The following is a 24,141-nucleotide window of genomic DNA, read 5'->3' as shown; positions in this document are numbered from 1 at the left end:
TCAGCTGTCGGTGTCCGGATCGCCGAGCACCTGCTGGGCGATCCGGAACGCCGTGTTCGCGTCCGGCACACCGCAGTAGATCGCACTCTGCAGCAGCACTTCTTCGATCTCCCGGACGCTGAGCCCGTTGGTGCGCGCAGCGCGCAGGTGCATCGCGAGTTCCTCGTGGTGCCCGCGAGCGACGAGCGCGGTGAGCACCGCGATGGACCGGTCACGGCGCGCGAGGCCGGGCCGCGTCCAGATGCCGCCCCACGCATAATCGGTGATGAACGACTGGAAGTCCCGAGTCAGATCAGTGGTGCCGGCAGTCGCACGGTCGACGTGCGCGTCGCCGAGGACGGCACGCCGTACGGCCAGGCCGGCAGCGCTGCGTTCGTCGATCGTCCTGAAGGGCAACGGGTTTCCGGCCAAGCGACCTATGGCCTGCGCCGTCTCATCCGGGGCCTCGACCGGTGCCTGGTGAGCGACACGGTCGAGGACGACGAGCTGCCCGTCGGCCACACCGTGCGCGAGTGCAGCCATTCCGGCGACCGGTGCGGACTCGTCATACACACCGGCGAGCGCGATGACCGGCGCCTGGATCCGGTGCAGCTCGGACCGTATGTCGAAGTCGGCCAGCGCCTCGCAGACTGCGGCATACCCGAAGCGGTCGGTGTCCTGCAGCGAATGCAGCAGCGCCGCTCCGGCGTCCGGTCGACGCTCGAGGAAGCCGGGCGCGAACCAGCGACTCGCAGAGCCCTCGACCATGATGGGCGTGCCTGAGACTCGGACCTTTTCGGCTCGCTCGTGCCATCCGGCAGCGTGTCCGAAGCACGGCACGGTGCACGCGAGGACAGCTCCGCGGACGCGATCGGCGTGGTCCAGCAGCAGTTGCTGCCCGACCGCGCCGCCGACCGAGTCACCGGCGTAGCGGAAGGTGCCGCCGCTCTCGCCGCGTTCGGTCAGGACACCGTCGACGAAGCGAAGCACGCCGTCGGCCAGCTCGGTCATCGTGAAGCTGTTCTCGACCGGCGCTCGGTTGCGGCCATGACCGGGCAGATCCCATGCGATGACATGGAATTCGCCGTCCAGCAGCGCCGCTGTCGCGGACCACAGAGCCGTTGCCGAGGTGCCGAGTGATGGACCGCAGACGAGCAGGGGCAGGTCCGGCGAGCCGCCGAGCTGGACGCCGGAGATCGGGGGAACGGTCATCGGGAGCCTCCTGATCGGGCACGGTCGAGGATGGTGTCGATGATGGCGTCGGCGCTGCCCAGATAGTGCGTCGGGTCGAAGTCGTCATCGGCCGCGCCGACGAAGCCGGCGAGACTGCGCTGCTCGGCCAGCAGGTTCGATCCGGAAGCGGAGACCAGCCGGGCCATCCGGCCGGTGTCGACGTGCAGTCCGGTGAACAGTTCGGCTGTCTGTGATGCTGCCGTCACCGTGTGGCGAGCGAGCGTGGCCAGGGTCGCCCATTCGCCGTGCCATGCTCCGTCGGCGCGCTCATCGACGGATTCAGCTGCAGCGACATGCAATTGGGCGGCCAAGCCAGGTGCAACCAGCGAAGCCCGACGGATGAGCACGGACAGGACGGGGTTGACCTTGTGCGGCATGGTGGAAGAACCGCCGCGCCCGGCCTCAACCGGCTCGGCCAGCTCGCCGATCTCCGGCCGGGAGAGCACCAACACGTCGCGCGCCACTCGGCCCCAGGCATCGGTCGCGCGGGTGAAGGCGTCGGCGATCCGGGTGATGGGCGCACGTGTGGTGTGCCACGGCGGGGACCAAGGCAGGCCCAGGTGCTCCGCGGCGGACTGGGCCACGGCGACGGCATCGCGGTCCGCGCCGGTCAGGTGCAGGATCAACGAGGGTCCGGCGAGTGTGCCGGCCGCCCCGCCCAACTGGACAGGCAGCCGATCACGAGCGTCCCGCAGGTCGTCGCGGGCGTCGAGGATGCCGTGCAACCACTGAGCTGCCTTGAGTCCGAACGTGATCGGGACGGCATGTTGCGTGAGGGTGCGTCCGGCCATGACGGACGAGCGGTGCTGCTCAGCGAGCCCGACGAGTGCGGCGACCTGGGCGTCGATGCTCGCGAGCACGGCGTCCGTGCACGCTCGCGCGGCCAGGACGATCGCGGTGTCCAGGGTGTCCTGGCTGGTCAGCCCGCGGTGCACCCAGCGCGCCGCTTCCGGATGGGCAACCGCGAGCCTGTCACGGACGACGGCAAGGAACGGAATGACCGGATTGCCGCCCGCCTCGGCGGCAGCGTCGATCTCCTCCGGCTCGATCCGCACCGCGGCCTCGATGTCGACGGCAGCTCCCGGGGGAGCGGCGCCCGACTCGGCGAGCGCGGCGAGCCACGCCGTCTCCACCGAGAGCATCGCCCGGATCACCGCGGCGTCGGAGAACAGCTCACCGGCGCGGTGATCACCGGGCCACAGCAGCCCGGTCACTGGTCCTCGCCGTAGGTCAGGAACACCGTCTCGTCTGCTCCCTGCAGGTGTATGTCGAAGACCAGGCCGTGCTCGTCGGCACGAGTGACCAGGGTGCCCCGGCGGTTCGCCGGAACCGACGACAGGAACGGATCCACTGCTGCCACAGCGTCGTCGAGCGGTAGGTAGGCACGGGTGAGGAGCCGGTGCAACAGTCCGCGCGCGAAGACGGTGACCGCAAAGAACGGAGCGCCGTCGCCCCGAGTCACTCCGGGTGGCACGGTGGTGAACGAGTAGTGCCCGTCCGGGTCGACGGCAACCCGGCCGAAGCCGGTGAAGGTCCAGCCATCGCGCGAGCGTGAGCCCGGATCCTGTGCAACTGCACCGTTCTCGTCCGCCTGCCAGATCTCGATCAGGGCGTCCGGGATCGGTTCGCCGTCTCCGTCATATACCGTGCCGTGCAGTCGGATCGCGTGCGGATGACCGACGGGAACGAGGACGCCGCCGCCGTCATACGGGAGCGCATAGCCGAAGAACGGTCCGACCGTCTGGCCCGGAGTGGGATGCAGTGCGCTCATTCTGGCGGTCGCGCCTCTGGCCTCGGCTCCGGGCCTCGCTGCGCTCGTGTCCTCACCTCGGTTGGCGCTCATCAGGACTCCTCCGTCGGGGTCGGGTGGCTACCGGTCAACACGATGTCCCAGGTGTAGCCGGTCGCCCACTCGTGCCGCGTCACGTCGTGGTCGTAGGTCGCGACGAGCCGCTCGCGCGCCACCGGGTCGACGACCGACTGGTAGATCGGATCGAGTGCGAAGAGCGGATCGCCGGGGAAGTACATCTGGGTGACGAGCCGCTGGGTGAAGTCGGTGCCGAAGAGCGAGAAGTGGATGTGCGCCGGTCGCCACGCGTTGTGGTGGTTCTTCCACGGGTAGGGACCCGGCTTGATGGTGGTGAACGTGTAGCGGCCCTCGGCATCGGTGATGGTGCGTCCGACACCGGTGAAGTTGGGGTCGATCGGCGCCGGGTGCTGGTCACGCAGATGGATGTAACGCCCGGCCGCGTTGGCTTGCCAGATCTCCACGAGTTGATGGGTCACCGGCCGCCCGTCGCCGTCGAGCACGTGTCCGGACACCACGATCCGCTCGCCGATCGGCTCACCGCTGGCCTGGATGGTCAGGTCCGATTCGGCAGCGCCGATGTCGCGCTGTCCGAAGACCGGCGCATACAGCTCGATCGTCTCCGGGTCGGCATGCTGCATCGCCTTGGTGGGATGCCGCAGCAGGCTGCTGCGGTAGGGCGCATAGTCGAGTCGGGGTTGCGTCTCGGTTGTGGCGCCCCGAGCGTATTCGTCTGCGATGGCTGCGATTTCGGCGCTGATATCGGCCTGGCTCGCGGACGCCGCGTCCGGGTCGGTCGCAAGGAGGGGCTTGTTCTGCTGCGTGGTCACGCTGCGACCGTATCGGGAGACCTGCCCTGACCACTTGCCCGATCTTCCGCTGGCCGGAAACATGGGTGGCATGGCAGGAAACTCCGCTGCGGCGGGACGTTCGGTGACGAGCAGGGCACTGGCGCTGTTGGGCGCCTTCGACGAGCGGCACCGCCAGCTCAGCCTGAGCGATCTCGCGTCGCGAGCCGGACTTCCACTGGCCACTGCGCACCGGTTGGTCAACGAACTCGTCGACTGGGGTGCCCTGGCACGGACCGGTTCGACGTATGTCGTCGGGCGCCGGTTGTGGGACGTCGGGCTGCTCGCGCCGGTCAACACCGGTCTGCGGGAGGTCGCCGCGCCATACCTGCACGACTTGTATGGCGCCACCCTCGCCACCGTGCATCTGGCGGTCCGCGACGGCAAGCACGTCCTCTATGTCGAGCGGCTCTCCGGCCATGCGTCGGTGCCGGTCGTGAGCACAGTCGGATCGCGACTTCCGTTGCACGCCACCGGTGTTGGCAAGGTGTTGCTCGCGTTCGCACCGGAAGATGTGCGGCGGCAGGTGCTGGCCGACCTGCCGCGGGTCACCCGCTACACGATCAGCGAACCTGGCCGGCTGCAGAAGCAATTGGCCAAGGTACGCGTGGACGACTTCGCCACCACCCAGGAGGAGATGAGCCTCGGTGCCTGCTCGGCCGCGGTGCCGATCCGAGTGGGCGACTCGGTCGTCGCCTCATTGGGTGTCGTGGTGCCGACTCTCAAGCGGGACCAGGCGCGCCTGGTGAGCGCGATGCAGGTCGCGGCTCGGGGGATCGGCCGGAGCCTGCGCTCGACGTGAGCCGCACCCGCTTCCGCTGAACGGAAGCTGGTGATGGCACGGCGCACGCCGGCTCCGCAGAATGCGGACATGCCACCACGCACCCCCGAACGCACCCAGATCGGCATCGTCGGTGCCGGACCAGCCGGCCTGATGCTGTCGCACCTGCTCGATCGCGCCGGGATCGACTCGGTCGTCATCGATCTGCGCAGCCGCACCGAGATCGAACACACTCACCGTGCGGGCATTCTGGAGCAGGGGTCGGTCGACCTGCTGGTCGATACCGGCGTGTCGGAACGAGTGCACCGGGACGGGTATCGGCACGACGGCATCGAGTTGGCCTTCGGCGGAGGCGGACACCGGATCGACTTCCGCGGACTCGCGGGTGCGTCCACGCAGCTCTACCCGCAGACCGATGTCTTCATCGACCTGGCCGACGCTCGAGCACGGGACGGCGGGGACGTGCGCTTCGAGGTTACCGACGTTTCGGTGGACGATCTGACGACGGACGGTCCGGTGCTCCGGTTCACCGATGCGGCGGGTGTCGCTCGAGAGGTCCGGACGGACTTCCTGGTCGGAGCGGACGGCTCACGCAGCCTGTGTCGTCACCGGGTGCCTGACTCGGAGTGCACGCAGTACTTCCGCGAATATCCGTTCGCGTGGTTCGGCATACTCACCGAGGCTCCGCCGAGCGCTCCAGAGCTGATCTACAACCACTCACCGCACGGCTTCGCGCTGATCAGTCAGCGCACCGAAACGCTGCAACGCATGTATTTCCAGTGCGATCCGGCCGAGAACGTCGACGACTGGTCCGACGACCGCATCTGGGACCAACTCCAGACCCGGCTCGGCGCCAACGGCTACGCGCTCAAGGAGGGCCCCATCACCTCCAAGACCGTGTTGCCGTTCCGCAGCTTCGTGCAGGAGCCCATGCACTTCGGTCGGATGGCGTTGGCCGGCGACGCCGCGCACACCGTGCCGCCGACGGGCGCCAAAGGCCTCAACCTCGCACTCTCCGACGTCCGTGTGCTGGCGGAGGAACTCGAGCGGGCCGTTCGTGCCGGCGACGCGGCGCCGCTGGCGACATACAGCGAACGCGCCGTGGCACGCGTTTGGAAGGCGCAGCACTTCTCCTACTGGATGACGACGATGCTGCACACGCTCCCCGACGCCACGCCGTTCGACACACGTCGGCAGGAAGGTGAGCTGGCCTCCGTCACCGGTTCGACCGCAGGATCCACCTACCTTGCCGAGGCCTACACGGGTTGGCCCGGCGCACGCTGAAACCGATTCTGTGCAAACGACATCCGTGACATACCGGCGTATGCCGGACGGGCGCCATCCTGGACGGGCTCGATGACCCGGACGAGAATGACGTCGACCGTACGGATCGTCGAACGGCGGTCTGAGTCCTCGCGAAGGGATCAACTCATGGCCCATCACGCATACGGGATCTCCGAGATCGTCGGCACCTCGCCGGACGGCATCGAGAGCGCCATCAACAACGCGGTCGCTCGCGCCGGCAGCACCGTCCGCAATCTCGACTGGTTCGAGGTCCAGGGTGTTCGCGGCCAACTGGAGGAGGACAAGGTCGTCCATTGGCAGGTGACCATCAAGGTCGGCTTCCGCATCGACGACGAGTCGTAGTCGCGCACTCAGGACGGTTACGCCTCAAGGTACGGCGCGGCGCCTGCGTCTTCGACCGCACGTTCGCCCTCTGGCAGCGGCTCCTGTGCAAGAGCGGGCGGCGGTTACCCGGCGCGATCCAGCCTGCCGGGAGTTGCTCTTCGAAGGGCGTTTTCGCTACCACGTTCTATTCGCGAACGTAGGCGTTACTAAAAGGTTCTTTACGAATTCTTGAAGTGCTTGACGGTTACATTCCCGTAACCGGGCTTATAGCGTGGGAGGTCGCCGGGCCGTGACCTGGCGGACAAAAATCCGCGCGACGAAAGGGAATTACCCATGAGTCAGAACGATCAGTTCGGGCAGGACCAGTCCGGCGACAACGAGTCCGGGCAAGGATTCGAGCAGGGCCAAGGTGGTCAGGACTCCGGTCAGGGCGGCGGCGACTTCGGTGGCGGTCAGGACTCGGGCCAGGGCGACGGTGGCTTCGGCGGTGGCCAGGACGGCGGCCAGGACCAGGGTGGTCAGGACTCGGGCCAGGGTGACGGTGGCTTCGGCGGTGGCCAGGACGGCGGCCAGGACCAGGGTGGTCAGGACTCGGGCCAGGGTGACGGTGGCTTCAGTGGCGGCCAGGACCAGGGTGGTCAGGACTCCGGTCAGGGTGGTGGCGGCTTCGGTGGCCAGCAGGACGAGGGCCAGTCCGGTGGCGGCTTCGGTGGCCAGCAGGACGAGGGCCAGTCCGGTGGCGGCTTCGGCGGCCAGGACGGTAACGGCCAGGACGGTAACGGCCAGGACGGCAACGACAACGGCGGATCGGACTTCTCCTGACCGAGCGCAGAGACAAGTGAACTGGGGCGTCGACCGTGTCGGCGCCCCAGCTCATGTCTGAGGGAGAATGCGCTCAGCGTCAGTTGTTGTCGCCCTTGGCGTCGCCGCCCTGCTGATCTGCGGAGTCCTGCGCGTCCTGGGCCGGCTTCTCAGCCTGCTGCTCGTCGACACCGAGCTGCTGCTCGACCTTGTCGCCGGCGGAGTGGATCTGCGAGTCGTACTTGCCGCCGGTCTTGGAGCTGATCGCGTCCTCGGCCTTGTCGAGGCCATCGCGCACCTTGTCGGGGTTCTTGCTGGCGAAGTCCTTTGCCTTGTTGACAAGATTTCCGAAGTCGACCATGTGATTTCTCCTCGTTTCAGGTGATGGCCGGAGGGACCGGCCGCTCGGCACTGTAGACCACCGGCGCCCCTGCGTCGGGCTTTCGGAGGTGCCCTGTTCCCGCTGCACCCTTCCTCGTCGTTACGGTGCTGGCAGCGGACTCGATCCTACGCCGCTGACGTCGACACGGGCAGGGACAGATGACATCGCAGACCACCGCAGAACCGTCCGTCCTGGCACGGGTCGACGGCTCGATCGGGCGGCTGACCCTCAACCGACCGCGCGCCATCAATGCATTGAACGGCGAGATGGTCAACACCCTGCAGGAGACCCTCGACGAGTGGGCGTCGGACCCGTCGATCAGTGCTGTGGTGCTCGACGGCGCGGGTGAGCGAGGTCTGTGCGCGGGTGGCGATGTCGTCGCGATGCATTCGGATGCGGTGAGCGGCGGCACGGACATCCTGGGCTTCTGGCGTGCCGAATATCTTCTCAACCACGCCATCAGCAGGTTCCCGAAGCCGTATGTCGCCCTCATGGACGGCATCGTCATGGGTGGCGGCGTCGGAGTCTCAGCACACGGCAATACCCGTGTCGTCACTGAGCGTTCGCGGATCGCGATGCCGGAGACCGGCATCGGGTTCGTACCGGATGTCGGCGGCATCTTCCTGCTCGCGCAGGCGCCGGGGGAGACAGGCACGCATCTGGCTCTCACCGCCGGTCACATGGACGGCGCGGATGCGATCGCGCTCGGGCTCGCGGACCACTTCGTGCCGTCCACCGCACTGCCGGATCTCGTTGCGGCGATCATCGCCGGCGGCGTGCCGGTAGCTGTGGATCGGTATGCCGAAACACCTCCGCCATCAACAATTCTCGAGGCGCGCACCTGGATCGATGAGGTGTATGCCGCCGCCACCGTCGAGCAGATCGCCGAACGACTCGAGCGGCGCACGGAGCCCGAGGCCCGCGCCGCCGCGCACGCCCTTGCAGGCAAGTCCCCGGTGGCGCTGAAGGCGACGTTGCGGTCGTTGCGCCAAGCCCGGGAGACCGGGTCCCTGGAGGCCGTGTTGGATCAGGACCTGCGCGCGGTGTCGCATGCGCTGCGCACGCATGATCTCGCGGAGGGAATCCGCGCCCAGGTGATCGACAAGGACCGCAACCCGCACTGGTCACCTGCCACGTTGTCAGAGGTCGACGAGGCGATGGTCGAGGCGTACTTCGCACCGCTGGGGCACGAGCTCGGATTGAGCACGCACTGATCGGTGCGGCCCAGCTGGCCGCGTGGGCCCGGGGACCCATTTATCGGCGGGTTGCCCGTTTCGCAGGAACTGACGCACGGTTGACGACGTCTCCTACCCATCTGACACAACACGCCAAAGCTGTTGTGGCACAAGGGGATAGGAGGCTGACATGAGTCAGCAGAGTTACGCACCGATCGCTCCGGACACTGGGAACGGCCGCAAGAGGCACCTGAAGTGGACGGTCGCGGCCGTTGCTGCCGGCATGGTCGCCGCACCCGCGCTGGCGTTCGGGCTGGGCAGCGCGCAAGCGCACGCCGCGTCACGGGACGGGGCCTGCAGCAAGGGTGAGTTCTGCTACTACTTCAACAGCAACGAGAAGGGATCGGTGTCGGACTTCAAGCACTCGAAGGCCAATCTCGGTGAGACCCAGCCGAGCTGCTACGAATTCAGGGGACACGGCAACGGCCGGCACGTCTGTGTGAAGAACAACGCCGCATCCGTCTGGAACCGGACCGGACACACGGTCACGGTCTACTACAACAGCTACTACGGCGGCCCGTCCCAGCGAATCGCCCCGGGGCACAAGGCAAATCTCATCCCCGCGCTGAAGAACAACAACGCGTCGCACAAGTTCGGCGGGCAGCATTCGACGCCGCCGAAGAGCAGCGGCACGGTGCGCGACGTCATCCGGGCAGCACGTTCACAGATCGGGAAGGGTTACATCTACGCGTGGGGTGGCGGCGGCAAGTACGGGCCGACCAAGGGCACCACCAGCCCGTCCGGCCACCCGGACTGGAACCACATCGGCTACGACTGCTCCGGACTGATGCAGTATGCGTTCTGGCAGGGTGCTCATGTCGATGTTGGGACCTATTCCGGCGCCCAACAGGCGAAGTACCGGCACATCCCGCTGAGTCAGCGGCGTCCCGGAGACATGGTCTTCTGGGGGTCCTCCGCCTCCAGCACGACCCATGTCGCGCTCTATATCGGCAACGACAAGATCATCGAATCGGCAACGCCGCGAACGCACAACAGCGTCCACGTCGCCGGTCTCTATTCGCACCCGAGCGCCGGCCTGCTCCCGTTCGTCGTCCGCCCGGTGCACTGACACCCGGCGTGATCCGCGCACCGCGGCTCGGGGCACTCGTTGCTCCGGGCTGCGGCTTGGACAGAATGGCAGTCACGCCACAGACAGTCCCACGGACGAAGGAGTGAAGGTGACCGATTACAACACCATCCTGGTGGAGCGCGACGGCCGCACTGCGACGATCACGATCAACCGGCCCAAGGCACTCAACGCACTCAACTCCGAGGTGATGACCGAGGTCGTCACCGTCGCCGAGGAACTGGACCGCGACAGCGGCATCGGCGCCATCGTCATCACCGGCTCGGCGAAGGCGTTCGCCGCCGGCGCCGACATCAAGGAGATGTCCGACAAGACGTTCTCCGAGGTGCACAACCAGAACCTGTTCGCCGGCTGGGACCGGCTCGCCAAGGTCCGCACCCCGGTGATCGCCGCGGTCGCCGGCTATGCGCTTGGTGGTGGCTGCGAGCTGGCGATGCTGTGCGACTTCATCATCGCTGCTGACACCGCCAAGTTCGGCCAGCCCGAGATCACGCTGGGCGTCATACCCGGCATGGGCGGCTCCCAACGCCTCACCCGTGCGGTCGGCAAGGCGAAGGCGATGGACCTGGTGCTCACCGGCCGAATGATGGACGCTGAGGAGGCCGAGCGCTCCGGGATCGTGGCGCGGGTCGTCCCCGCGGCCGAGCTCCTGCAGGTCGTCAAGGAAGTCGCCGGCACCATCGCCGGTATGTCGCTGCCGGTCGCGATGATGGCCAAGGAGGCGGTCAATGCCGCCTTCGAGACCCCACTCGCCGAAGGCCTGCGCCTCGAACGCCGGTCCTTCCACGCCGCGTTCGCGACGGACGATCAGAAGGAAGGTATGGCGGCCTTCCTCGGCAAGCGGCCCGCCACGTTCTCCAACTCGTGACTCCGCCGGATCGAGTAGCGAGGAACGAGCGTATCGAGATCACCAATCTGCATCGACCTCGAAATCGCCTGCGCCCTGGCGCAATCGGGCCAGGATCCGCAGCAGAGGTGCGAGGTCATCGGCCGCGATCCCGGGTTCGGCGAAGACCACCTCGTTCAACTGTCGGGTGGCGGTCAGCGACAGCTGATGCCCCTCCGGGGTGAGCTCGACGAGGGTCGTGCGCCGATCGGTCGGATGCGGGGTACGGCGCACCAGGCCGACCTTCTCCAGCCGGTCCACGGCGTTGGTGACGCTGGTCGGATGCACCTGCAGCCGCGCGCTCGCCTTGGCCATCGGCAGCGCGCCGGTGCGGGTGAAGTGCAGCAGTGTCAGCAACTCATAGCGCGCGAAGGTCAGCCCCAGCGGCTTGAGCACTTCGTCGACGCGGGCCAGGAAGATCTGCTGGGCGCGGATGACCGAGGTGATCGCAGCCATGCCATTGGCATAGTCACCCCAACCGTGTGCGGTCCACTGTCGGCGGGCCTCGGCGATCGGGTCGTGGGGCAGCGGGCTCGGCATGCCGGTGATTGTTCCATCAACTGTCCGGCGCCGCCGGGCACGGTTGCTCGGCCGATCGAACCAACCGGCGGGACCGACCGTTGAAGTGCAAGGATGGAGCGATCTGATCTCAAGCCTTGGAGGGTGACATGAGTGTGCGGGTCTGGGTTGACGGCGAGATGGTCGACGACAAGCCCAGTGTGCGAGCGTTGGACCACGGCATCACCGTGGGCGACGGCGTCTTCGAGACCGCAAAGGTGGTCGACGGCAAGCCGTTCGCCATCGACCGGCACAACGATCGCCTCGACCGGTCGCTGCACGGCCTGGGGCTACCCTCCGCCGACCGGGCGCGCCTGCAGGAAGGCTTCGACGCCGTGCTCGCCGAACCGCTCGACTTCGGCCGGTTGCGCTACACCGTCACCGCCGGTGAAGGCCCGCTCGGATCCGATCGCAGCGACAGCCCGCTGACCTACATCGTCGCCTCCATGCCGGTCGACCGCCCGACGCCGACCACCAAGATCGTCGTCGTGCCGTGGACCCGCAACGAGCGCAGTGCCGTCGCAGGCCTGAAGACCACCTCGTATGCCGAGAACGTCGTCGCGCTCGCGGCCGCCAAGAAGGAAGGCGGCAGCGAGGCGATCTTCGCCAACAACCGTGGCGAGCTGTGCGAAGGCACCGGATCCAACATCTTCGTCGTCGTCGATGGCGAGTTGCTCACTCCCAAGCTGGAGTGTGGCCCGCTCGCCGGCATCACCCGCGCGCTGACCATCGAGTGGAGCCGCGAGGCCGGCATCCCGGTGCGCGAGGAGATCCTGCCGATCGACGTTCTCGACACCGCCGACGAAGTGTTCATCACCTCGTCCACCCGCGATGTGCAAGCCGTGTCCGCGGTCGGCGACCGCGAGCTCGCCGCTCCCGGCCCGATCACCAGCAAGGCAGCCGCGGCGTTCGCCGAAGCCTCCGCCGCAGGGCGCGACTGACCGGCACCATGGCTGGACCGCCGCCTCAGGAAGAGGTCGACCGCCCCTTGGACGACAGGATCGCCGAGGACCGGTTCGCCTGGCGTGCCCGGATCAGGGCCAATCCCACGTCATACCTCTTCTATCGGATCGGCATCGGCCTGCTCGGCCTGCTCGTCGTGGCCACAGGCATCGTGCTGCTGCCGCTGCCGGGTCCCGGCTGGGTGATCATCTTCATCGGCCTCGGGATCTGGGCGACCGAATTCACCTGGGCCAAAAGACTGCTCGGCTTCGCCCGGGAGAAGGTGCGGCTGTGGACCGAGTGGGTGGGTCGGCAGAACTGGTTCGTGCGCGGTCTGGTCGGGCTGGGCATCGTCGTGCTCGTCGCAGCATGCTTCTGGCTGGTGTTCCTGGTCAGCGGCGTGCCCGGCTTCCTACCGGATCAGGTGAAGACCTGGATCGGTTATGCGCCCGGGCTGTGAACGGCGAGCCCGATTATGCGGCCGCAAGCTGCGTCAGCTAATGTTGGCGCTCGCAGCACGCTCCGTATGACGGGTCGTCGCAGCGCCTGGATGTGTAGCTCAGCTGGTTAGAGCGTTCGCTTCACACGCGAGAGGTCAGGGGTTCGAGTCCCTTCACATCCACCATGCCCGATGGCGACTGACCTGCGAAACTGCCCCTGGCTGCGAGAGCAGCCGGGGGCTTTGTCGTGCGCGTGCTCGGTTCGCGCGATCCCTTGTCTGGCTACTCGGGGTGTGCTTGCATGACGAGACCGTCCCCGCCGCTCGGCGAGGCGCCACGACGAGGTGGTAGCGATGGGCTCGACATACGACTATGTGATCGTGGGAGCGGGATCGGCGGGCGCCGTGATCGCCGCTCGGCTGAGTGAGGACCCGGATGTGCGGGTGTGCCTGCTCGAGGCGGGTGGCCCGCCACCGCCCGCGGAGTTGGTGCCGGCAGCGGTCGCGAGTCTGCAGAACAACCCCGCGACCGACTGGATGTTCAACGGCGACCCCGGTGGGGTAGGCAAAGGCCTGGTCGGTGGTCAGATGATGGTGCCGCGAGGGAAGATGCTCGGTGGTTCCTCCGGCCTGAACTACATGGCGTACGTCCGGGGCCACCCGGGCGACTTCGACGCATGGGCCGCTGGCGGTGCGGCGGGCTGGTCCTACGAGGAGGTGCTGCCCTACTTCCGAAAGGCCGAGGGCTTCGTGCACAGTCCCGAGCTGGACTCCGACCTCGCGATGCACGGCGACGACGGTCCGGTGGGTGTGTCGGTGCGCCAGCCGATCCTTCCGGCCTCGACCCAGTTCGTCGAGGCGGCGGGTGCCGCGGGCATGAAGCAGGGTGATTACAACGGTCGCGCCCGGCTCGACCCCCAAGGGGTCGCTTCGCTCTTCCAGACGACGACGAAGGACGGCCGGCGCAGCTCGACCTTTCACGCCTACCTCGAGCCGGCGATGGAGCGGGCGAACCTCACGGTGGTCACCGGTGCCCTCGTCGAGCGGGTCCTGCTGGAGGGAGACGGGGAAGTGACCCGTGCCACCGGGGTCGCCTACCGCACCGAGGACGGCACGCATGAGGAGGTGGCTGCGGGCACCGAGGTGGCGCTGTGCGCGGGCGCGATCGGGTCGCCGCAGCTCCTGCTGTTGTCCGGGGTCGGAGCCCGCGACGAGCTCGCCGACGTCGGGGTGGACTGCGTCGTCGACCTCCCGGACGTCGGGCGTCATCTCAAGGACCACCTGCACACACCGTTGATGTTCGCCGCCGATGGCATCGGCGAAACGATGACCGAGGTCGCCATGTCCCTCGGGCCGGACGCGCTCCGAGCCCCGGCCGGGCCGCTCCCTGCCGACCCCGCGGACGATGTTGATCTCCCCGAGGCCCTGGCTGGTCTCAAGGCTGAGGCCGAGCGGCGGATAGGCGAGTGGTTCACCACTGGCCGCGGCCTCGCGTCGTCCTCCCTGTATGACGCCGTGGCGTTCTTCTCGACCGGCTTGGGCGACGAGCACACCCACGACGCGCAGATCGGCTTCCTTGCAACCGGCTATACGCCGTCGATCTGGGAGGGCGTCTTCCGACTCCCGCCGACCGCTTTCTTCGCGGACCCGGAAGCATTCCTCGACCCGTCACGCGCCCAGGTGGTCGTGTTGCCCAATCCCGTGCAACCGCACTCCGAGGGCTCGGTGACGCTGGTCAGCGCGGACCCCGCGGTCGCACCGCGGATCGAGCTCAACTACTTCAGCGACCCGCATGACGTGCAGGTCATGGTCGCAGTCATGCGCAAGGCGCTCGAGATCGCGAAGGCCTGGCCCGGCGGTGGCCTGGGTGAGCCGGTCATCCCTCCGCACCTGGCGCAAGCCCACGGTCACGTGGCCGGCTCCGAGCCGAGCGACGCGCTGTTGGAGGACTTCGCCCGCCATTACGCGATAACCGTCTACCACGAGACGTCGACCTGTCGGATCGGTGAGGTCGTCGACCCGCGGCTGCGCGTGCACGGTATCGAGGGGCTGCGGGTGGCGGACGCGAGTGTGATGCCCAATGTCGTCAGCGGCAACACCAACGCGACGGCCATCATGATCGGCGAGAAGGCTGCCGAGCTGATCGCCACGGATCACGGCGTCCACCTTCGCGAACTGGTCGGCTGACATCTCGGGCGTGTTCTCCACCTGGTTGCCGGACGTGCCGGACCCGACGCCTATGGACCTGCGAGAGGTGCGTCCTGCTCGAGCACCTCGACGGCCAGCACGGTCGGTAGGTGCCGGGCGATCTCGTCCCAGCTCTCGCCCTCGTCACGACTCGCGAAGACCGACCCGGAGTTGGTGCCGAAGTAGACACCGGCCGGATCCTGCCGGTCACCGGTCATGCCCTGTCGGAGCACGGTGAAGAAGCACGCCTCCTGCGGCAACCCCCGGCGCTGGGCGGTCCAGGACTCACCGGCGTCGGTGGAGCGCCATACGGCGGCTGCTGCGTCGGGCGGATAGCGGCCTTCGGTGTCACCGTTCAGCGGCACCGTCCAGATCGTGCGGCCGTCGCGGGGGTGCGCCCACAGCGGGAAGCCGAACGTCGACGGCAGGCCGGCGGTGATGTTGTGCCACCGGTGCCCGCCGTCGTCCGAACGCCATACGCCGTGGTGGTTCTGCTGATAGAGCAGATCGTCGGCGGCACGCTCGATGTGATGCACGCAGAAGCCGGTGTGTCCGTCCGACGCCGCCGCCGGATGCTCGTGTCCCTCGCTGTCCGCAGGGTCGGCGAGGTCGTTGCGCCGCTCCCAGGTGGCACCGCCGTCCTCGGTGGCGAAGACTCCGGCGGCTGAGATCCCGACCCACATCGTCTCCGGATGCTCCGGGTCGACCACGATCGTGTGCAGCACGAGGCCCGCCGCGCCGGGGCCCCAATCGGGTGCCGACGGATGATCGGTCAGGCCCTTGACCGTCTCCCAGGTCTCGCCGCCGTCGTCACTGACAAGGAGCGCCGCCGGCTTGGTTCCGGCATACAGCCGTTCGCCGCTGCGGCCGAGGGACCACACCTGGGAGAACCCGTCGCCGAACGGCGCGGGCGTCACGGTCCAGCCGATGGAGGCCGCGAAGTCGGGGTCCTGCGCCGCCCACGCATCCACCTGGCCGGTTGTCAGCTTCGTGACGTCCCAGGTCCGGCCGCCGTCGCCGGAACGCCATACGCCTGCGCCGGACCAGTCGCCGCCACCACCGGCCCAGATGGTGCCTGTGACGGGGTCGCCGATCATGTGGTTGATCGGCCAGCCGTCGCAGTAAGGTCCACGGACCGTCCAGCGCACCCGGGCGGTATCGCCGTCCAGGATGAATGCGCCCTTGGTCGTTCCGACCAACAGATGGATGGCTGCATCGGACATGAGACGCCCTTCCTCGTGAGCGGGCCGTCATGGTCGGCGCGCCCGCAACGTTCCATTCTTGCCCGGCGCGCGTGGGCCGACAAGATGTATGTCGTTGCTCCGGCGGCGAGTCGTGAAGAATTTTCCGGGATCGATGTCGAAGTCGCCGGAGCTCGTTCGACGTACGTGTGACAAGCAAGCCCGACCAATCAACAGGAGTGATCGAGATGCCGCGTTTCATGGGATTCGTGCGGATGGAAGAAGGCGTCGGAACGCCGCCGAAGGCACTGTTCGACGCGATGGACGTCTACATCGGCGAGCAGGCCGCGAAGGGTGTATTCCTCGACGGTGGCGGGTTGTTCGGCACCGAGGACGCAGTGAATTTCGTTGTGCGCCAAGGGGAAGTCAGCCGCGTCGACGGTCCGTACGCCGAGGGCAAGGAGGTCGTCGGCGGCTGGGCGATCATGCAGTACGACAGTCTGGAGGACGCCGTGGCCGACCAGCGTGACTTCGCCGAACTGCACGCCAAGCACTGGCCGGAGGTCACCGTGATCTCGACCCTGCGGCAGATCTCCGACGGTCCGGACGCGCCCACCGACTGAGCGGGCGTCATTACGCTGGCCTGGTGCCGGCACAGAGGACGACGGGGGATCCGCACGAAGTGATCGTCGCCGCGTGGCGGGCCGAATCGGCCCGCCTCGTCGGCGCGCTCACCCGGATGACCCGCGACGTGGAGCTCGCGGAGGACCTGGCGCAGGATGCGCTCGTGGCCGCGCTCGAGCAATGGCCTGCCGCCGGGGTGCCCGACAACCCGGGTGCGTGGTTGATGACCACCGCGAAGCGGCGCGGCGTCGATCACTTCCGGCGTGCAGAGGTGCTTCGTCGCAAGGCCGCTGAACTCGAGCGGACCGATGGGAGGGACGAGCAGCAGATGCCTGATCTCGACGCCCAGATCGACCACATCGAGGACGACGCGCTTCGGCTGATCTTCCTGTCCTGTCACCCGTCGCTGACTGCCGAGTCTCGGGCCGCGTTGACGCTGCGGCTGGTGGGTGGACTGACGACAGCGGAGATCGCACGCGGGTTCATGGTCGCCGAATCCACCATGGGGCAACGGATTTCGCGTGCCAAGAAGACGCTTGCGGCGTCGCGTGCACAGTTTGAGCTACCGACCGGAGCCGAGCGGACCCGCCGGCTCGACGACGTCATGGCGGTGATCTACCTGATCTTCAACGAGGGGTATGCCGCCAGCTCCGGCACGGACTGGATGCGGCCCGACCTGGCGAACGAGGCGATGCGCCTTGCGCGCATGCTGGCCGCACTGGCTCCGGACGAGCCCGAAGTGCTCGGCCTGCAGGCGCTGGTGGAGATCCAGGGCTCTCGGATGCCGGCCCGGATCGACGACGAGGGCGCCGCCGTGTTGCTGGAGGCCCAGGACCGCAGCCGGTGGGACCGGTTGCTGATCCGACGCGGTGTCGGTGCGTTGCGGCAGGCGGAACTGCTTGCGGGACAAGGGAAGCCGGTGGGCAGCTACTTCCTCCAGGCGTCGATCGCGGCGCAGCACGCGCGTGCCGCGCGTTCCGAGGACACCGACTGGCGCCGGATCGCCGCGCTGTATGACGTCCTGGCGACCGCAGCGCCCGGCCCGGTTGTCGAGGTCAACCGGGCGGTCGCGCACGGCCGGGCGTTCGGGCCCGACGCCGGGCTCGCCGTGCTGGACGCTGTGCCGGCGGATGCGCTGGGGGAGTCACCCCTGGTGCCGAGCGTGCGCGGCGATCTCCTGGAGCGCGCGGGGCGCCATACAGAAGCACGTGCGGCGTTCACCGAGGCTGCCGGGCGGACGAGGAACGAGAGCGAGCGTGCCATCCTGCGCCGGCGCGCCGGCCTGACGTGACGGTGCTGTCCCCGGAGACCCCGGTCAGAAGGGTGGCTCTGGCTCGGGCGGCTTTACGCGTATGTCGCGTGTGTGTCGGTGGATCCGCAGGTCGTGGCCGGCGCGACGTTCGGTGGCACGGTCCTCGTGCTCCTCACGGAGGAGGTCGAGGTCGTCCAGGTCGGTGAACACGTTTGGTATGACGTCGTGTTCGCGGTAGAGGGCGAGGCGGATGCCGAGTTGCTGCTCTGCGCGACTGACCCGCGGTGGGCATTGGTCATCCGGCCGCTGGTGGTCGAAGGGTGTGGTGCGTAGGCGTCGGGTGAGGGTGTGCCACGTGATGGTCCCGGCGGCGTGTTGTCGGCTGGTCCAGAATCTACCGGTCTTGGCGTTGTGGTGGCCACGGTGCATGAGGTGCAGATTGTCCGGATGCGTGGCGCCCTCGGACGGATGCGTGGCGCCGGGCCGGTACTCCACGTCGTGGTCCAGGTCGGTCTCGTGCGCGGAGATGCCGCAGTCGCCGGGTGCCCGGCAGGTGTGGTCGCGACCCTGCACCAGCCTGACCATCCCGGCGGGTGCGCGGTAAGTGCCGGCGGCGTCGATCACCTGCCCACTGACGGGGTCGGTGACCATCCGTGCCCAGGTCGAGCCGGCTTGCAACGCCACGGCGCGGACCTGCTCGGGTGTCAAGAATCCGAGCCCGGGCACTTCGGCGGGCGTGAATGCCGGTCCCGCGGCGGCGGATCCGGCGTGCGGCACGAGATCTTCGGGCAGCAGTGTGGCTAACGGCACGATGACGTGTAACCGGCCGGCAGGGGCGTCTCCGAGGTGTTCGTGGCCGGGGATGGTGCCGCCGATGAGCAGGTCGATCGCGATATCGGCGCGCAACTGGGCCAGGGTGCGCTTGTCACCGGCGGCGCGCGCGGCTTTGGCGAGGTCGCTGACGCGTTGTTGGGCGGTGAACACGCGGGCCGCATCACCGGAGGCATGGAAGGTCGCGGTGCCGTCCCGGCCCGCGAAGGTGCAGGCGTCGCGTGCGTCGACGGCTTCTCGATGCTTGCGGTCCCTGTCGGCCTTTACACCGTCGACCAACGCGAGCTGCCGGCGGATCCTCGCCCGGAACCCGGCGTGCGACAACGGCACAGTCGCCGTGCCGCCATCGAGTGTCGTCGTGCGGTCCGGCGGCGCCAGCAGCCGGTCGATGACCTGCCCGGCGAGCACCGGATCGAGGTGCGCCGTCTCGGCGTAGGCGATCCGTGCCCGCTGCCAGGTGCACGCTCCTGCCCGGAGCCGGTCGTGGGCGGCGCCGACGCGTTGTCGCATGGCCGTGGCGAATCGGACCTGCTCACGGGCGGCAGTCAACGTCGAACCGGTCAGCAGCTGGACCTCGTGCACCACTGCCCGGCACGCGGACTGGCGATGTGCTGCGATCTTGCGCGCATAGCGAGGGTCGTCACGGCCGACGCCGTGGTCTGCGGCCAGATTCTCGACCAAAGCGCCTGTCGCGTCCAACAACGACGCGTCCGAGAAGCCCTTGACCACCTCGGCCGCTTGCACCAGATCACCCAGGTGTTCCCGGGACGCGTCAGTGAAGGCTTGCCGGGCCTGGTCGGCCAGCGCGCTGATCGCGGCGATGACAGTGTCCGGCAACCCGGACAGATCGACCACACGGGCGTCGATGTCGTCGCCGGGACCTTCGTTGGAGCTCATCGGTGGTCACCTCCCACCCTGTCTCGTCGGTGTCTGATGCGTTCAATTCTAGAGGTGACCACTGACAACTCTTTGAGTCGAAACCACAACAGTCACAAGGAGTTCCATGTGACTTGCGCCGACGTCCTGGACCGCGGCGGACCGTGGTCGCACCGACGTTACTCGCGGCGGATCGACGGAATTGGTCCTGCGTTCGAGGCGCAGCCGCTGTACGTCGGGAAGGCCGAGAAGAGTCTGAACGGCCGCGACGTCCGCACCCATTTCGCAACCGGCAAGACTGGGTCCTCAACCGTCCGCCGCAGCCTTGCCGCGTTACTCGTTGATCAGCTCGAGCTTGTGGCGGTACCGCGGAACGTGACCAGACCCTCCGCCAGCGCGAACCATGCACTCGACACAGCAGGCGACGAGCGCTTGAGCCGATGGATGGATGGGCGACTCTTGCAGGCGACATGGGTGAAGCCAGCGACCGTGGTCCTTGGCGACGTCGAGACCGCGGTTCTCCTTCGGCTTCAGCCACCACTGAATCTCGACAACGTCGGCCAACCGCGCGACCGCTTGCGCGGCCCGCGCCATCATGTCGGCGACACCCAGAGGCGGACCCTCTACTGATTTGCATGCTGCAAGGCGAGCCGACCCGGACGGCGGATGGCGGCGTGCCCGGATCGGAGACCCGCCTGCGGGAGGACGATGACCTGATGGACGACAAGGCGCGGCAGACCGAGACCGCAGCGGGTGGGCTCGCCAGGACCTGTGCCGCCATCCTGGGGCCGAACCTTTATGCCGCAGTCCTGCACGGCTCCCTGACGCTCGGTGATTTCGAACCGGGACGCAATGACATCGACCTCATGCTCGTCACCGGACCCGACGGCCTGTCCGCGACCGACCGCGACCATATCGTCGATGCGGTCGACAACGCGAGAGTGGGCGCGGCCAAGGCGGTCGACCTCATAGTGGTCACCTCAACCGCCGCAGGAAGGCCGAGCCGTGCGCCCGCGTCCGAGCTCGAGGTCGCCCGCTACTCGGACGGGATCCACGTGGAGAGTGCGAAGGCCGCGAACGAGGACCTCGTGGTCGAACTGTCGATGGCGCGGACTTCGGGTCGTTCGCTGATCGGCATACCCGTCGATCGAGCGATCGGGCAGGTTCCAGCTCGGTGGGTGAAGGATCGTGGCCTCTTCTGGCTTGGACGATGGCTCACACTCGCGGATGATGCCGAGCACGCCGAGCTGATGGTGCTGACCGCATGCCGCATCTGGCATTTCGACACCGAGGGCACGTACTGCTCGAAGCCGCAGGCCGGGCAGTGGGCGTTGGCTCGCGACCCCTCGCTGTCGGGCATCACACGAGCGCTCCGACAACGTCGTGGCGACCGCGACACAATTATCTCGGCGGACGACGTAACCCATGTGCTTCTAACGGTGTTGGACGACGTCGGCGCTCGGGACTGAGGCTGTCTCGGATCGGCGCTAACGTGGAATGTCGCACAGTCCCGGATCGGGAGGTTCCCATGCCCACAGTGAGCGTCCGCTACATCGTGCACGACGTCGATGCGGCGATCGCGTTCTACACCGGCCGGCTCGGTTTCACCGAGGTGATGCATCCGGCGCCGGCTTTCGCGATGCTCGCCCGTGGCGACCTGCGCCTCGTCCTGTCCGCTCCCGGCGGCGGGCCGGATGGCGGGCAGGCCATGGCAGACGGCACGACGCCGAGCCCCGGTGGCTGGAACCGCTTCGCGATCGAGGTGGACGACCTCGAGGGGCTTGTGTCCGAGCTTCGCGCAGGCGGTGTGCGGTTTCGCAACGACATCGTCAACGGCGTCGGCGGCAGGCAGACCATCGCCGAGGACCCTTCCGGCAACCCGGTCGAACTCTTCGAGCCCACGATCGACGAGGCCCGACTGAATTCCTCCCCGTAGGTCCAACTCAGCCGAGATCCACACGCACGAGCGCCGCAGCAAGCCTGGCGACCTCGTCGGGTGCGACCTGCGCGGCCAGCTCGTCTGGATCCGCCGGCAGCCCAACGGTTTTCGCGCCCTCGAGGGCGCGTCTGTCGAAGTACGGCCGCAGGCTCGGCCACACGGCCTGCGCCTCGCGGCAGAAGATGTCCGCGCCGGTCGGACCGATCCGGTCGAACTGCTGCAGCGTCCGCCGGATCAGGCGAGGGTCGCCACCCGCCTCATCGCGCAGCCGGCGCAGGTCGCCGCGGTAGTCCTCGAGCAGTCGGTCGCACAGCTGCTCCAGATAGCGAGCAGTGCTCTCGTCATACCGCCTATAACCGCCCCGACCGAGCGCGTCGACTCGCTGCTGCCACGTCGACCCCTCCCGCATCCGCCGGGGCGTCCGCCAGCCTTCCCGGAAGAGCTCTCGGGCGCTCGCAGCCGCCACCCCCGCACTGATCGGCGCCGAGAACAGCAGGCACAGCACGAGCAGTTGGAAGAGCGGCGCCGGCTTGTCCCGCAGCGTAATGCCGGCCTCGGCGGCATACGTCGTTCCGTGCTCACGGAGTATGTCGCGGACGTCAGTCAACATCGATCTGCTTGCGCAGCAACGGAATCCGGCCACCTTCCAGCACCATGTCGACCTGGCGCGGCGACAATCGGTGACGCAGCGTGTATGACGCCTCGCTTCGCGAGTTGGTGGCCTCCACCGTGTCGCCCTGCGGCAGCGTGGCGTGCAGGCCATCGAGGGCCAGCGTGTCACCCAGTCGGATGTCGTCGTAGTCCTCGGTCTTGTCGAACTCCAGCGCGAGGATCCCGAAGTTGGCGAGGTTCTGCCAGTGGATCCGGGCGAACGACTTGGCGATCACGACGCGCAACCCGAGGTAGCGCGGCGCAATCACCGCGTGCTCACGGGACGATCCCTGTCCGTAGTTCTCGCCGCCGACGATGATGTGGCCCCCCTCGTCCCGCAGTGCGGTGGCCCGCTCGACATACTCCGGGTCGACCGCGTTGTAGACGAATTCGGAGATCTTGAGGATGTTGCTCCGGTAGGGCAGCACCTTGGCACCAGCCGGCAGGATCTCGTCGGTGGAGACGTTGTCCCCGACAACGAGGCCCACCTGTGCCTCGACCCGGTCCGGCAGCCCATCGAAGTCGGGCAGCGCGGAGATGTTCGGGCCCTTGACGAGTTCGACCTTGCGCGCTTCCTCGAGCGGCAGCGGCTCCACGAGCATCGCGGTGTTGACGCTGGCATGCTCGGGCAACTTCGGTCGCGAGTACGCGATCCCGTGCTCCTCGGTGAGCTGTCGCGGGTCGGTGATCACCCCGGTCAGCGCCGCCGCCGCGGCCGTCTCCGGGGAACACAGCCAGACCGAGTCCTCCTGGCTGCCCGACCGCCCCGGGAAGTTGCGCGGCATCGTGCGCAGGCTGTTGCGACCGGTCGCCGGCGCTTGGCCCATCCCGATGCAGCCCAGACATCCGGACTGGTGAACCCGTGCCCCTGCGCTGATCAGGTCGAAGAGCCAACCGCCCTTGGTCAGATCCTGCAGGATCTCCCGCGACGTCGGGTTGATGTCGACGGACACCCCGCGGTCGGCATACCGGCCACGCAGCGTCTCCGCGACGACCGCGAAGTCACGCAGGCCGGGATTCGCCGAGGACCCGACCACGACCTGGGACACCGGCTCGCCCGCGACCTCGCGGACCGGCACGACGTTGCCGGGGGAGGAGGGCTTGGCGATCAGCGGCTCCAGCGACGACAGGTTGATCTGCTCCTCGAGGTCGTATGACGCCCCGTCGTCGGCCAGCAGCTCCTGCCAGTCGACCTCGCGGTCCTCGCTGGCAAGGAACCGGCGCACCTCGTCGTCGGACGGGAAAACCGTTGCGGTTGCCCCGAGTTCGGCACCCATGTTGGCGATGACGTGACGATCCATCGCGGTCAGCCCGGCCAGTCCAGGACCGTGATATTCGATGATCCGGTTGACGCCGCCCTTCACTCCGTGCCGGCGCAGCATCTCCAGGACCACGTCCTTGGCCGACACCCAGTCCGGCAATTCGCCGGTCAGTTCGACGCCCCAGACCTGGGGCATCCGCAGATAGAGCGGCTCTCCCGCCAGGGCCATTGCCACGTCGAGACCACCGACGCCGACGGCGAGCATGCCGATGGCGCCGGCCGCGCAGGTGTGTGAGTCGGAGCCGGCGAGCGTGGCCCCGGGCCTGCCGAACCGCTGCTGGTGGGTCGGGTGCGACACCCCGTTACCCGGCCCGGAGAACCACAACCCGAAGCGCTGCGCCGCGGAGCGCAGGAACGCGTGATCGTCCGGGTTGCGCTCGTCCTCCTGCAGCAGGTTGTGATCGACATACTGGACGGCCACCTCGGTCTGCACCCGGTCGAGGTCCAGTGCTTCCAACTCGAGCATCACCATCGTGCCGGTGGCGTCCTGCACGAGTGCCTGGTCCACCCGCAACGCGATCTCAGCGCCTGGCGTGAGATCACCGTCCAGCAGGTGGTCACGAATGAGCTTCTGTGCGGCGTTGAGCGACATCGGCGCTCCTCTCCGGCCGGAGCCGCCGAACCGCGGCACTCGACCTGATCGGGCCCTTCAGCCTAGCCTGCAGCCGACAG

The 24,141-nt window shown here is 68.0% G+C and carries 25 protein-coding genes and 1 tRNA gene; 16 read left to right on the top strand and 10 right to left on the bottom strand.

The annotated features are described in order from the left end of the window. The 4 genes from pcaDC to pcaH are packed head-to-tail and all read right to left on the bottom strand — an operon-like array spanning position 1 to position 3,849. Positions 1 to 1,191 carry a bifunctional 3-oxoadipate enol-lactonase/4-carboxymuconolactone decarboxylase PcaDC gene (gene pcaDC, locus IEX71_RS22740; RefSeq protein ID WP_188837853.1) on the bottom strand — a complete coding sequence of 397 codons (1,191 nt, stop codon included), beginning with the start codon at positions 1,189 to 1,191 and terminating at the stop codon, positions 1 to 3. Then, on the bottom strand, positions 1,188 to 2,426 hold the full coding sequence (locus tag IEX71_RS15175; RefSeq protein ID WP_188837852.1) for a lyase family protein: 1,239 nt from the start codon (positions 2,424 to 2,426) through the stop codon (positions 1,188 to 1,190). The genes pcaDC and IEX71_RS15175 overlap by 4 nt, the downstream gene beginning before the upstream one ends. Next, positions 2,423 to 3,055, bottom strand: coding sequence for a protocatechuate 3,4-dioxygenase subunit alpha (gene pcaG / locus IEX71_RS15170; protein WP_308420985.1), 633 nt, complete (start codon positions 3,053 to 3,055; stop codon positions 2,423 to 2,425). The genes IEX71_RS15175 and pcaG overlap by 4 nt, the downstream gene beginning before the upstream one ends. Further along, a complete protein-coding gene (gene pcaH, locus IEX71_RS15165) occupies positions 3,055 to 3,849 on the bottom strand; it encodes a protocatechuate 3,4-dioxygenase subunit beta (RefSeq protein WP_229749757.1) in 795 nt (264 codons plus the stop codon). Before pcaH ends, pcaG begins: the two co-directional genes overlap by 1 nt. 70 nt (positions 3,850 to 3,919) lie before the next feature. Here pcaH and IEX71_RS15160 point away from each other — a divergent pair, with 70 nt between their 5' ends. The 4 genes from IEX71_RS15160 to IEX71_RS15145 all read left to right on the top strand — a co-directional run bounded on the left by IEX71_RS15160 (position 3,920) and on the right by IEX71_RS15145 (position 7,099). Further along, the gene (locus IEX71_RS15160) at positions 3,920 to 4,669 is read left to right on the top strand and encodes an IclR family transcriptional regulator (RefSeq protein WP_188837851.1); all 750 of its coding nucleotides are present in this window, start codon (positions 3,920 to 3,922) and stop codon (positions 4,667 to 4,669) included. A gap of 69 nt (positions 4,670 to 4,738) precedes the next feature. Beyond that, positions 4,739 to 5,932 (top strand): 4-hydroxybenzoate 3-monooxygenase, encoded by a 1,194-nt coding sequence (locus tag IEX71_RS15155; protein WP_188837850.1) that lies wholly within the window; start codon positions 4,739 to 4,741, stop codon positions 5,930 to 5,932. A 147-nt stretch (positions 5,933 to 6,079) separates the two neighbouring features. Further along, positions 6,080 to 6,295, top strand: a complete 216-nt coding sequence (locus IEX71_RS15150; protein WP_188837849.1) for a dodecin — start codon at positions 6,080 to 6,082, stop codon at positions 6,293 to 6,295. Positions 6,296 to 6,610: 315 nt separating this feature from the next. After that, a complete protein-coding gene (locus IEX71_RS15145) occupies positions 6,611 to 7,099 on the top strand; it encodes a hypothetical protein (protein WP_188837848.1) in 489 nt (162 codons plus the stop codon). Between the two features lie 79 nt (positions 7,100 to 7,178). Here IEX71_RS15145 and IEX71_RS15140 read toward each other — a convergent pair whose 3' ends face one another. Beyond that, on the bottom strand, positions 7,179 to 7,439 hold the full coding sequence (locus tag IEX71_RS15140) for an antitoxin (RefSeq protein WP_188837847.1): 261 nt from the start codon (positions 7,437 to 7,439) through the stop codon (positions 7,179 to 7,181). Positions 7,440 to 7,618: 179 nt separating this feature from the next. On the opposite strand from IEX71_RS15140, the gene IEX71_RS15135 reads away from it, so the two are divergent. The 3 genes from IEX71_RS15135 (at position 7,619) to IEX71_RS15125 (ending at position 10,650) form a co-directional block, all read left to right on the top strand. Further along, positions 7,619 to 8,674 (top strand): enoyl-CoA hydratase/isomerase family protein, encoded by a 1,056-nt coding sequence (locus IEX71_RS15135; protein WP_188837846.1) that lies wholly within the window; start codon positions 7,619 to 7,621, stop codon positions 8,672 to 8,674. Positions 8,675 to 8,825: 151 nt separating this feature from the next. After that, entirely contained in the window at positions 8,826 to 9,764 is a 939-nt protein-coding gene (locus tag IEX71_RS15130; RefSeq protein ID WP_188837845.1) for an NlpC/P60 family protein, read from the top strand. Positions 9,765 to 9,867: 103 nt separating this feature from the next. Then, entirely contained in the window at positions 9,868 to 10,650 is a 783-nt protein-coding gene (locus IEX71_RS15125; protein ID WP_373284638.1) for an enoyl-CoA hydratase, read from the top strand. A 39-nt stretch (positions 10,651 to 10,689) separates the two neighbouring features. Here the strand turns inward: IEX71_RS15125 and IEX71_RS15120 are convergent, their stop codons facing one another. After that, on the bottom strand, positions 10,690 to 11,208 hold the full coding sequence (locus IEX71_RS15120; RefSeq protein WP_188837843.1) for a MarR family winged helix-turn-helix transcriptional regulator: 519 nt from the start codon (positions 11,206 to 11,208) through the stop codon (positions 10,690 to 10,692). A gap of 128 nt (positions 11,209 to 11,336) precedes the next feature. Between IEX71_RS15120 and IEX71_RS15115 the strand changes: the two genes are divergently transcribed. The 4 genes from IEX71_RS15115 (at position 11,337) to IEX71_RS15100 (ending at position 14,794) form a co-directional block, all read left to right on the top strand. Then, complete coding sequence (locus tag IEX71_RS15115) at positions 11,337 to 12,167, top strand: aminotransferase class IV (protein WP_229749756.1); 831 nt, start codon at positions 11,337 to 11,339, stop codon at positions 12,165 to 12,167. Positions 12,168 to 12,175: 8 nt separating this feature from the next. Beyond that, positions 12,176 to 12,628 carry a TIGR02611 family protein gene (locus tag IEX71_RS15110; RefSeq protein ID WP_188837842.1) on the top strand — a complete coding sequence of 151 codons (453 nt, stop codon included), beginning with the start codon at positions 12,176 to 12,178 and terminating at the stop codon, positions 12,626 to 12,628. A gap of 88 nt (positions 12,629 to 12,716) precedes the next feature. Next, positions 12,717 to 12,793, top strand: a tRNA-Val gene (locus IEX71_RS15105). A gap of 168 nt (positions 12,794 to 12,961) precedes the next feature. After that, positions 12,962 to 14,794, top strand: a complete 1,833-nt coding sequence (locus IEX71_RS15100) for a GMC family oxidoreductase (protein WP_188837841.1) — start codon at positions 12,962 to 12,964, stop codon at positions 14,792 to 14,794. A gap of 50 nt (positions 14,795 to 14,844) precedes the next feature. Here IEX71_RS15100 and IEX71_RS15095 read toward each other — a convergent pair whose 3' ends face one another. Then, entirely contained in the window at positions 14,845 to 16,017 is a 1,173-nt protein-coding gene (locus IEX71_RS15095; RefSeq protein ID WP_188837840.1) for a WD40/YVTN/BNR-like repeat-containing protein, read from the bottom strand. Between the two features lie 206 nt (positions 16,018 to 16,223). Between IEX71_RS15095 and IEX71_RS15090 the strand changes: the two genes are divergently transcribed. Both IEX71_RS15090 and IEX71_RS15085 read left to right on the top strand, forming a co-directional pair. After that, positions 16,224 to 16,598, top strand: coding sequence for a YciI family protein (locus IEX71_RS15090; protein WP_188837839.1), 375 nt, complete (start codon positions 16,224 to 16,226; stop codon positions 16,596 to 16,598). Between the two features lie 23 nt (positions 16,599 to 16,621). Next, positions 16,622 to 17,890 carry an RNA polymerase sigma factor gene (locus tag IEX71_RS15085; RefSeq protein ID WP_229749755.1) on the top strand — a complete coding sequence of 423 codons (1,269 nt, stop codon included), beginning with the start codon at positions 16,622 to 16,624 and terminating at the stop codon, positions 17,888 to 17,890. A gap of 24 nt (positions 17,891 to 17,914) precedes the next feature. Here IEX71_RS15085 and IEX71_RS15080 read toward each other — a convergent pair whose 3' ends face one another. After that, positions 17,915 to 19,579 carry an HNH endonuclease signature motif containing protein gene (locus IEX71_RS15080; protein ID WP_188837838.1) on the bottom strand — a complete coding sequence of 555 codons (1,665 nt, stop codon included), beginning with the start codon at positions 19,577 to 19,579 and terminating at the stop codon, positions 17,915 to 17,917. A gap of 54 nt (positions 19,580 to 19,633) precedes the next feature. On the opposite strand from IEX71_RS15080, the gene IEX71_RS15075 reads away from it, so the two are divergent. From IEX71_RS15075 to IEX71_RS15065, 3 genes are read left to right on the top strand one after another with little or no spacing between them, the layout of a single operon-like run. Beyond that, the gene (locus tag IEX71_RS15075; RefSeq protein WP_188837837.1) at positions 19,634 to 20,188 is read left to right on the top strand and encodes a GIY-YIG nuclease family protein; all 555 of its coding nucleotides are present in this window, start codon (positions 19,634 to 19,636) and stop codon (positions 20,186 to 20,188) included. 5 nt (positions 20,189 to 20,193) lie between these two features. Then, complete coding sequence (locus IEX71_RS15070) at positions 20,194 to 21,027, top strand: aminoglycoside adenylyltransferase domain-containing protein (RefSeq protein WP_188837836.1); 834 nt, start codon at positions 20,194 to 20,196, stop codon at positions 21,025 to 21,027. 59 nt (positions 21,028 to 21,086) lie between these two features. After that, positions 21,087 to 21,494, top strand: coding sequence for a VOC family protein (locus tag IEX71_RS15065; protein WP_188837835.1), 408 nt, complete (start codon positions 21,087 to 21,089; stop codon positions 21,492 to 21,494). 7 nt (positions 21,495 to 21,501) lie between these two features. On the opposite strand, the gene IEX71_RS15060 is transcribed toward IEX71_RS15065, so the two are convergent. Both IEX71_RS15060 and IEX71_RS15055 read right to left on the bottom strand, forming a co-directional pair. Then, positions 21,502 to 22,107 (bottom strand): endonuclease, encoded by a 606-nt coding sequence (locus IEX71_RS15060; protein WP_188837834.1) that lies wholly within the window; start codon positions 22,105 to 22,107, stop codon positions 21,502 to 21,504. Further along, positions 22,097 to 24,061: an aconitate hydratase gene (locus IEX71_RS15055; RefSeq protein WP_188837833.1), complete on the bottom strand. Its 1,965-nt coding sequence runs from the start codon at positions 24,059 to 24,061 to the stop codon at positions 22,097 to 22,099. The genes IEX71_RS15060 and IEX71_RS15055 overlap by 11 nt, the downstream gene beginning before the upstream one ends. Positions 24,062 to 24,141: the final 80 nt, after the last annotated feature.

The organism is Flexivirga endophytica, from assembly GCF_014640635.1.
Lineage (GTDB): Bacteria > Actinomycetota > Actinomycetes > Actinomycetales > Dermatophilaceae > Flexivirga > Flexivirga endophytica.
Note: the sequence above shows the minus strand (reverse complement) of the source record. Positions and strands in the feature narration are given on the sequence as shown.

Bases quoted from the DNA above. Each gene is read 5' to 3' on its own strand.
- pcaDC (WP_188837853.1), bottom strand. From the start codon at position 1,191: ATGACCGTTCCCCCGATCTCCGGCGTCCAGCTCGGCGGCTCGCCGGAC.
- pcaG (WP_308420985.1), bottom strand. From the start codon at position 3,055: ATGAGCGCCAACCGAGGTGAGGACACGAGCGCAGCGAGGCCCGGAGCC.
- IEX71_RS15160 (WP_188837851.1), top strand. From the start codon at position 3,920: ATGGCAGGAAACTCCGCTGCGGCGGGACGTTCGGTGACGAGCAGGGCA.
- IEX71_RS15155 (WP_188837850.1), top strand. From the start codon at position 4,739: ATGCCACCACGCACCCCCGAACGCACCCAGATCGGCATCGTCGGTGCC.
- IEX71_RS15150 (WP_188837849.1), top strand. From the start codon at position 6,080: ATGGCCCATCACGCATACGGGATCTCCGAGATCGTCGGCACCTCGCCG.
- IEX71_RS15145 (WP_188837848.1), top strand. From the start codon at position 6,611: ATGAGTCAGAACGATCAGTTCGGGCAGGACCAGTCCGGCGACAACGAG.
- IEX71_RS15140 (WP_188837847.1), bottom strand. From the start codon at position 7,439: ATGGTCGACTTCGGAAATCTTGTCAACAAGGCAAAGGACTTCGCCAGC.
- IEX71_RS15135 (WP_188837846.1), top strand. From the start codon at position 7,619: ATGACATCGCAGACCACCGCAGAACCGTCCGTCCTGGCACGGGTCGAC.
- IEX71_RS15130 (WP_188837845.1), top strand. From the start codon at position 8,826: ATGAGTCAGCAGAGTTACGCACCGATCGCTCCGGACACTGGGAACGGC.
- IEX71_RS15120 (WP_188837843.1), bottom strand. From the start codon at position 11,208: ATGCCGAGCCCGCTGCCCCACGACCCGATCGCCGAGGCCCGCCGACAG.
- IEX71_RS15115 (WP_229749756.1), top strand. From the start codon at position 11,337: ATGAGTGTGCGGGTCTGGGTTGACGGCGAGATGGTCGACGACAAGCCC.
- IEX71_RS15110 (WP_188837842.1), top strand. From the start codon at position 12,176: ATGGCTGGACCGCCGCCTCAGGAAGAGGTCGACCGCCCCTTGGACGAC.
- IEX71_RS15100 (WP_188837841.1), top strand. From the start codon at position 12,962: ATGGGCTCGACATACGACTATGTGATCGTGGGAGCGGGATCGGCGGGC.
- IEX71_RS15095 (WP_188837840.1), bottom strand. From the start codon at position 16,017: ATGTCCGATGCAGCCATCCATCTGTTGGTCGGAACGACCAAGGGCGCA.
- IEX71_RS15090 (WP_188837839.1), top strand. From the start codon at position 16,224: ATGCCGCGTTTCATGGGATTCGTGCGGATGGAAGAAGGCGTCGGAACG.
- IEX71_RS15080 (WP_188837838.1), bottom strand. From the start codon at position 19,579: ATGAGCTCCAACGAAGGTCCCGGCGACGACATCGACGCCCGTGTGGTC.
- IEX71_RS15070 (WP_188837836.1), top strand. From the start codon at position 20,194: ATGCTGCAAGGCGAGCCGACCCGGACGGCGGATGGCGGCGTGCCCGGA.
- IEX71_RS15065 (WP_188837835.1), top strand. From the start codon at position 21,087: ATGCCCACAGTGAGCGTCCGCTACATCGTGCACGACGTCGATGCGGCG.
- IEX71_RS15060 (WP_188837834.1), bottom strand. From the start codon at position 22,107: ATGTTGACTGACGTCCGCGACATACTCCGTGAGCACGGAACGACGTAT.
- IEX71_RS15055 (WP_188837833.1), bottom strand. From the start codon at position 24,061: ATGTCGCTCAACGCCGCACAGAAGCTCATTCGTGACCACCTGCTGGAC.